Genomic DNA, 4,138 nt, shown 5'->3' on the forward strand with positions numbered 1-4,138 from the left:
GCCGTGGCCTGCGCCCGGGCGGACCGGGTGGCCCGCGCGCAGGGCGCCCGGCTCGTCCGGTGCGCGATCACCGGCGACACCTCGGACGTCACGGCGGCGTTCGCATGGGGACCTTTCACGGCAGAGGTGAGAGCGAGGGCGGGCCCGGCAAGACCGCCGGACGGCAGGGCGGCACCGGTGGCACCGGTGATACCGGCGGTACTGGTGGCGCCGGTGGTGCCGATGCCGCCGCCGGGACCCACGGCAGGACCGGCGCCTGCACCGGGCCCCGTCCCGGCACCCGCCGCCCCCACGGGTTAAGCCCGGCGCTTCTTCTCCGGTCCTCCGGGTGCCTCTCCCGGCGTCCCTTTCAAAGGGTGTCCCTGGGGGTGCTGCCGTGCCGGCCGAGGGAAGATCGTTCAGGGATGTTGCCCGGCTCTTGGGAGCGGCCGTTCACCGGCAAGATCCACACGCACAGCGCGTCCGATCACGGGGGGGGAGTCGGGTGAGCTTTGATTCGGGAGTGCAGCTAAGCCTGGTGACGCGCTGCCAGGACTGGGATTGCGGCAATCTTCTCGGCGGTGAGGTCGTTCCAGACAAGGCCGGACGGTCGGCGACGGTTGGGGCAGGGGATCACGTCGTCGGGGGTGACGATGTAGTCCACGGAAAAATCGTGTTCGGTCTCGGGGATGTCCTCTTCGATGACCTGGAGCGCGTGGACGGGCGCGACGATCACCGTCTGATCCGTGACGAGGCCCGCCTCGATCAAGAGCGCAACCTCGAGGTCGGAGTACCCGGCACCCTTGCCGAGGCGCGCCCCGGATCGGTTCACAGCGACACTGCCGCACACCACCACGTCGATGGGTTCCATCGACTCCGGTGCAAGCCGACGGGCGACCCGAGCCGCGCCCTTCTTCTCGGCGGCCTCCTCGGGCGGAAGCACGAGATTCTTGGGGTCGAGCAGGTAGAACGGTTCGAGTGACGCCATACGCGGCACGGCCATGTAGACGCGCTTGCCGTCCTTGAGGGCGCGGACGCGTACGGGAAGCTGCGCCCAGTCGGGATTTGCCTTCACGGTGGTCGCTCGCTGCCAGAAGTCCTGACCGGCCAGTTGTTCCGCCGTGCCCTCGGCACCGTGGAAGCCAGGGATTTTCCCGTACGAGTCGGCGGGTGCGCCGCCACCCTCGATGAGGCGACGCCACACCTTCTCACGAAGCGCCTGCTTGGCCTGGTCGATGTCGTTCACGCACACCCCGCCCGTACTCAGATCGCCGCCATCAGGGCGAGCAGCCGGTCGTTGATCTCCTGTGCCCACGGTTCCTGTCGCCACTGCCGAAGCTCCCGACCAGCAGCAAACGCCAGGTTAAGACCGCCGCCACCTCTGGTCAGCTCCACGGCATCAATCGTCTGGTGCATGGCTGACGCCGCTTCGTCGAGCTTCCGTTGCCGGATGAGTGCCAAGGTCAGGTTGCCCAGCGCAATGGCCTGAGACTTTTTCTTGGCTGCCAGTGCCCGCGTGGTCATACGGAGGATCGGTTCAGCCCGTTCAGGCAGGCCGAGAAACAGGTAACAGGAGCCTGCCAGCCGGTTGTACTCGTTCACCGTGTAGTACGGCGCGGCCACGTCGTCGGGGTGAACGCGGTCGAACTGGTCTTCCGCCTTCTTCAGTGCCGCCTCGCACTCGGTGATCGCGCCCGTCATGGCGTGCCCCTCGGCGACGTGCAGCAGGGACAGTCCAGTCAGCGACGGACTGACCGGTTTGGCGGCTTCGGCAGCCTGCTCAGCGAGCGTCACCCCTCGCGTCGGGTTCTTCTCGCCGTACAGCGCCACGTAGGCCATCCGCAGCGTCGCGTAGGACTCCGTCGATGGATCGCGGGTATGACGAGCAGCCTCGACCGCTTCTTGGAAGTACCCGAGCGGTGCATGGTGGTCGCGCCGCTGACTGACGTCCCAGACCAGTTGCCCCATGAATGTTGCTGAATCCGCTTCGACTTCGTACAGCGCCCGTCGTACGCGCGGGCTCGCCGCGTTCTCCCGGAGGAACTTCACCTGGCCGTGCAGCTGTCCGGCCGTACCAAGCAGTCCGGTGGACGCCTCTTTGTCGTAGGACTCATCGAGCTGCCGCAGCCGCTCGTGCAGGTAGGCAACGACCGTCAGGTCGGCCGACGCTGGATTTTTCAGGGCGTACGTCATCCGCTCACTGGGGCGAGTGTCGGTGACCGTCACATCGTCCAGGAGTGCCTGAAGTTCCTCAACGGATACCCGGAGGGCACTTGCCAGTCTTGGCCGTATCCACGCTTGAGGTTCGGTCTCTGCACTCTCCCAACGGCTGACCGTGGAACGCTCGACGCCCAGGTAGTCGGCAAGCCCTTCTTGGGTGAAGCCTGCCGCCTTGCGACGCCTGGCGAGGCGGATGCGCTTCGCTGCCATCGCCCATCCCTCCGTGTGTATGGGGCGGTTTATCACCGTAGTCACGTTGACCGCATCCGTGCGGGCCAGACCGAAAAGTGCATCACGGATGCGTCATTGGTGCGGCACCTTTGCTGTGGTGTTTGCCCAGGTCAAGCCGCTTGTCTGGCATGCAGGTCGGCAAGCGGTCGAGGACGGTGTCACCGCTCGCCGGCCGTTCCCGTCCGCCAGGAGGAACGGATGCCACCAGCCATGTTCGGCTATATGCGGCTCACCACAGGCGAAGACAGCAGCGACGAAATCCAGACGATCCAAACGGAGTTGGCAGCGCACGCCACCCGTGAAGGCTTTTCCCTGGAGCGGGTGTTCATCGAACGCCTCGGTTCTGAGGACGAGTCAGCGTTCTCCACGCTTGTCGACGCCCTCAAGACGAGCGACATCAAGCACGTCATCGTGCCATCGCTGTGGCACTTTGCTCGACTGCCCGGACTCCAGGCAGCCATGCGCGACCACATCGAACGAGAAATCGGTGCGCGGCTGTGGATCGTGCAGGGGATGAAGACGCGGTGACCGCGCCCGCCCCGCTGTGCGTCGGGTATCTCAGACGGCTTCCCGGTACCGATCCCGAAGAAGAACCGCGCCTCATAGCGGAGCTGTGCGCCTTCGCTGAACGCGAGGGCTTCACCCCGGAGCTGATGTTCGTTGAACGTCACTGGTCACGGACGCTCGCCCTGCGCGCGCTGACTGCATACTGCACGCAGCGTGGCGTCCGGAACGTGATCGTGCCTACAGCTGAGCACCTGAACCAAGTGCTGCCGCTCGCGGACATCTCGAAGGAAGAGCTTGCCCAGGACATCGGCGGTCAGGTCTGGATTGTCACCCCTGAAGAAGAGGAGCAGCCGTGCCCGCCCCGAAGGGCCGAGAACGGCGGGAACACATGACCGCCGCGTTTTCTGTCACAAGGACCTTCCACTTGTCCCGCCTCTGTCTCGCCGCCGTTCCTGCTGCCGTGTCGGTGTCGCGTGAGTTCGTCCGGCAGACGCTGCGGCACTGGAAGCTGGAGGACCAGGCCGCCGACGTCACCCTGATGACCTCTGAACTCGTCAGCAACGCAGCCAAGGAAACCGGCTTCGGCGATCGGCAACCGAAGTCGTGGGAAGTCACCGCCAAGCACGTCATCGCCTTGCAACTCCGTGTCCTCGACGGATCGCTGTTCATCGAGGTATGGGATCGCAGCCCGCTGGTTCCGGTGAAGCAAATGGTCACCGCGGATGCCGAGGGCGGGCGCGGACTTCACCTTGTCGAAGCGCTTGCCAAGGACTGGGGCACCTACCGACCGCCGGCCGGGGGCAAGATCGTCTGGGCGAGGGTCCTGCTGACTTTGCCGCCGCCTCCTGACCTGGATGGTTCGGCGCTTCAACTGTGCGTGCCCGAAGAAGCCGCCCCGCTGTCCGGTCCAGTGAAAGACCAAGCGTCCACCGCGCTCATGCAACGCGTTCTTGATGGCCTCCAACGGTTCCTCTGATCCCCGCGCCGCCCCGAGCGACACCCTCCCCGAGCAGGTGACCTCCGTGAGGGAAAAGCCCATCGCACACGGCTACATGCGCGTTCGCCCAGAAGTCGGCGACCAAGAGCTCAAGCCGGTCGACGACCGCAGGCGGTGGTCGGCCGGCATCGTGCGGCCGGGGCCGCCGATCTTGCGGCGCTCGCGGCGGCGGGCCACTGGGCCGAGGGCCCTGCCGTGGCCTGC

Annotated in this window: 5 protein-coding genes and 2 pseudogenes; 4 read left to right on the top strand and 3 right to left on the bottom strand. The window is 66.2% G+C overall.

Annotated elements, in window-relative coordinates; genetic code table 11:
• From ABD224_RS29530 to ABD224_RS28920, 3 genes and pseudogenes are all read right to left on the bottom strand, one after another.
• A pseudogene (locus ABD224_RS29530) lies at positions 1–242 on the bottom strand (hypothetical protein); the annotation flags it as partial.
• 266 nt (positions 243–508) lie between these two features.
• Positions 509–1,225: a 5-formyltetrahydrofolate cyclo-ligase gene (locus ABD224_RS28915; protein ID WP_344055230.1), complete on the bottom strand. Its 717-nt coding sequence runs from the start codon at positions 1,223–1,225 to the stop codon at positions 509–511.
• 17 nt (positions 1,226–1,242) lie between these two features.
• Entirely contained in the window at positions 1,243–2,409 is a 1,167-nt protein-coding gene (locus ABD224_RS28920; protein WP_344055232.1) for a helix-turn-helix domain-containing protein, read from the bottom strand.
• 219 nt (positions 2,410–2,628) lie between these two features.
• Here ABD224_RS28920 and ABD224_RS28925 point away from each other — a divergent pair, with 219 nt between their 5' ends.
• The 4 genes and pseudogenes from ABD224_RS28925 to ABD224_RS29535 all read left to right on the top strand — a co-directional run.
• Positions 2,629–2,958, top strand: coding sequence for a recombinase family protein (locus ABD224_RS28925; protein WP_344055234.1), 330 nt, complete (start codon positions 2,629–2,631; stop codon positions 2,956–2,958).
• Positions 2,955–3,329, top strand: coding sequence for a hypothetical protein (locus tag ABD224_RS28930; protein ID WP_344055236.1), 375 nt, complete (start codon positions 2,955–2,957; stop codon positions 3,327–3,329). The genes ABD224_RS28925 and ABD224_RS28930 overlap by 4 nt, the downstream gene beginning before the upstream one ends.
• Complete coding sequence (locus ABD224_RS28935; RefSeq protein WP_344055238.1) at positions 3,290–3,913, top strand: ATP-binding protein; 624 nt, start codon at positions 3,290–3,292, stop codon at positions 3,911–3,913. Before ABD224_RS28930 ends, ABD224_RS28935 begins: the two co-directional genes overlap by 40 nt.
• Positions 3,914–4,042: 129 nt before the next feature.
• Positions 4,043–4,138, top strand: a pseudogene (locus tag ABD224_RS29535) (Rv3654c family TadE-like protein); the annotation flags it as partial.

Source organism: Streptomyces thermoalcalitolerans (assembly GCF_039525155.1).
GTDB lineage: Bacteria > Actinomycetota > Actinomycetes > Streptomycetales > Streptomycetaceae > Streptomyces > Streptomyces thermovulgaris.